We start from the raw sequence: 3,105 nt of genomic DNA, 5'->3' as shown, positions 1-3,105 counted from the left end.
AATCTGTGGGTCTCCCGGCTCTACCGCAACGTGGTGCAGCGTTACGACCGTTCGGGCGCGCTGACCGCGACCGTGCCGGTGGAGTTCCCCGGCGCCGTGCGCAGTGGACCCGACGGGCTGCTCTACGTCGTCTACGGCGACTCGCCCACCAGCGCCGTCCGGCCCGGCGGTGTCGTCCGTTTCGACCCTGTCGCCGCCGACCCGAAACCCGAGGTCTTCGTCTCCGGCTTCACCATGCCGAACGGCGCCACCTTCGACGCGGCGGGCGATCTCTACGTCGCCACCATGGCGGGCGTGGTCCGTGTGCGTCCCGACGGCGGGATCGACACCGCCTGGACCGAACAGGCGGCCGTCAACGGAGCCAATGGCGTTGTCGCGCAGGGCCGTACGCTCTACGTGACGGCGAACGGCAGCGCGCTCGGCCGGATCGTCCGGCTCGCCATCGATGACCCGAGCGCACAGACCGTGGTCGCCGGCCTCTCCTCGCCGCTGCCCGGTCTTCCGGATTTCGCCGACGATCTGCTCGTCGACGCCGACGGCATCCTGTATGTGACCACGCTTGGTGGCCAACTGGTGCAGGTCGATCCCATCACGGGCTCGACCTGCGCCGTGCTGACCGGCCAGCCCCTGACATCGGTCGTCGCCACGCCCGGCCGGCCGGGCGAGCTGCTCGCGGGCACCGAGGGCGGCGCGGTACTGCGAGTTCAGCTGCCCCGCTGAGCCCCAACCTGGAGTCACTCCGCAGGCCGCACCCGTTGCGGCGCTGTCCGGCGAGTTCACTTGTGCCGCTGAGCCCAGCCCGGGGGTCGCTGCGCAGGCCGCATCCGTTGCGGCGCTGTCCGGCGAGTTCACTTGCGTCGCTGGGCTTTACGTCCCGCGATGCCGCGCTCGATGCGGGCGGACACCGCGCGCAACTGCTGGATCAGCTCCGGCGGTTGATGCACCTCGAAGTCGGCGCCGAGGGCGATCAGCCGGTGCGCCAACCACTCCGGGGAGTCGTCGCGGAGAGAGTCGAGGCGGCAGGTGTTCTCGTCGACCGCGACGATGTCGCCCGGCTCGTCGCCGAGGCGACCGGCGATCCGTCGCGCCGGGGCGTGAATGGTGACGGAGAGCCGGAAAGTCGGTGTGCCCCAGTCGGTCCGTCGTCCGGCGACGTACGCGGCGGGGTCGGGAGCGGGTAGCTCCCGCGGGGTGATGCGCGCGGCGGTCGGCTGCGGACGCTCGATCCGGTCGACACGGTAGACGCGCCAGTCGGCGCGGTCGAGGTCGTAGCCGACGAGGTACCAGCGGTGCCGGGACGGGGTGAGCCCGACGGGTTCCACGTGCCGCCGGGTCCCCGCACCGGCACCGTCGCGATACGCGAAACGCACACGCTCCCGGTTGGTCACGGCCCCGGCCAGCGCCGTCAGCACCTCCGGATCCACCAGCGGGCCGGTCTCGGTGCGCGGGGCGAGCGCGGTGCCGAGCACGCGCACCCGGCGGCGCAGTTTCGCGGGCAGCACCTGCTCCAGCTTGGTCAGCGCGCGCACCGACGCCTCCTCGATGCCCGCGACCGCATAGCCCGCGGCGGCGCGCAGGCCGACCGCGATGGCGACCGCCTCGTCGTCCTCGATCAGCAGCGGCGGCAGCGCGGAGCCCGCGACCAGCCGATATCCGCCCGCCGCCCCCATCGTGGCCTCGACGGGGTAGCCGAGTTCGCGCAGCCGATCGATGTCGCGGCGCACCGTGCGGTCGGTGACGCCGAGCCGATCGGCCAGCTCGCTGCCCGGCCAGTCCCGCGGAGTCTGCAACAGGGACAGCAGGCGCAGCAGGCGAGCGGGTGTGTCGTTCATGGATTCGAGCATGCCGGATAAGTAGGACATAGATAGTCCTACATGGCTTCTAACGTTCGGAAACAGATCGCAAGACCCGCTAGGCGAGGAGCCACCGATGACCAACGACCGCACCGCCGTTCGCCCCTTCCGCATCGACATCGCGCAGGCGGACCTCGATGACCTGCACGACCGGCTGAGCCGCACCCGCTGGTCGGCCCAGCTGCCGGGCTCGGGGCGCGACCGCGGCGTCCCGGTCGCCTACCTGCGCGAGCTCGCCGCCTACTGGCGGACCGAGTTCGACTGGCGCGCACAGGAAGCGGCGCTGAACGAGTTCCCGCAGTTCATCACCGAGATTGACGGGCTCGACGTGCATTTCGTGCACGTCCGCTCGCCGGAGCCGGACGCGGTCCCGCTGATCCTGACCCACGGCTGGCCGAACACCTTCGTCGAGTTCACCAAAACCATTGGCCCGCTCACCGATCCGCGCAAGTACGGTTTGGACCCGGCGCAGGCTTTCCACGTCGTGGTGCCCTCGGTGCCCGGCTTCGCGTTCTCCGCCGCGCCGCGCGAGACGGGCATGACGCCGCGCCGCGTGGCCGAGATGTGGCTCGTGCTCATGGATCGGCTCGGCTACCGGCGATTCGGCGCGCAGGGCGGCGATCTCGGCGCGTACGTCGGGCCGGAACTGGCGATCGCCGCGCCGGACCGCGTGCTCGGCGTGCACATCGACGGCGGCGTCGGCATGCCGAGCGCGGCCGACGTGCCGACCATGACCCCGGACGAGCGCGCCGAATGGGATTTGATGCAGCAGTGGATGACCGGCGTGAACCACCACACCCTGCTGCACGCCGCCCCGCAGACCTTCGCGCACGCCTGGACCGACTCCCCGGTCGGCCTGCTGGGCTGGCTGATGCACAAGTTCAACGAGTTCGCCCCGCTCGCCGAGCAGGCCGAGGACGTCATCGACCGGGACCACCTGCTGACCAATATCAGCCTCTACTGGTTCACCAACACCGCCGCCAGCTCGTCCTGGCCGATGTACAACGGCTTGGGCGACAACGGTTTCGCCTGGCCCAAGGGCCAAAAGCTGGTTCCCACGGGTGTTTACGGCGGCGGTTCAGCGCTGATGCTGCGACTGGCCCAGCGCGACAACGACATCGTGCACTGGCCGGAGGGCAACACCGGCAATCACTTCGTCGCCATGGAGCTTCCACTGATGCACGTCGCCGACATTCGCGCGTTCTTCGCCAAGGTGCGGTGAAACGGACTGTGCCGCAGCGTTATCCGTCGC

At 70.5% G+C, this 3,105-nt stretch carries 3 protein-coding genes; 2 read left to right on the top strand and 1 reads right to left on the bottom strand.

Going from position 1 to position 3,105, the window contains the following annotated elements; translation table 11 throughout:
- Window positions 1-720 (top strand): SMP-30/gluconolactonase/LRE family protein (locus ON39_RS17285; RefSeq protein ID WP_040735313.1); only part of this gene is annotated, 720 nt, incomplete at its 5' end.
- 128 nt (window positions 721-848) lie between these two features.
- Here the strand turns inward: ON39_RS17285 and ON39_RS17280 are convergent.
- Window positions 849-1,832, bottom strand: a complete 984-nt coding sequence (locus tag ON39_RS17280) for a helix-turn-helix transcriptional regulator (RefSeq protein WP_040735315.1) — start codon at window positions 1,830-1,832, stop codon at window positions 849-851.
- A 97-nt stretch (window positions 1,833-1,929) separates the two neighbouring features.
- Between ON39_RS17280 and ON39_RS17275 the strand changes: the two genes are divergently transcribed.
- Window positions 1,930-3,075, top strand: coding sequence for an epoxide hydrolase family protein (locus ON39_RS17275; protein WP_040735312.1), 1,146 nt, complete (start codon window positions 1,930-1,932; stop codon window positions 3,073-3,075).
- Window positions 3,076-3,105 lie beyond the last annotated feature (30 nt).

This window comes from Nocardia tenerifensis NBRC 101015 (genome assembly GCF_000308715.1).
GTDB lineage: Bacteria > Actinomycetota > Actinomycetes > Mycobacteriales > Mycobacteriaceae > Nocardia > Nocardia tenerifensis.
The sequence above is the reverse complement of the archived record's forward strand: the minus strand, read 5'-3'. Positions and strand labels throughout refer to the sequence as shown.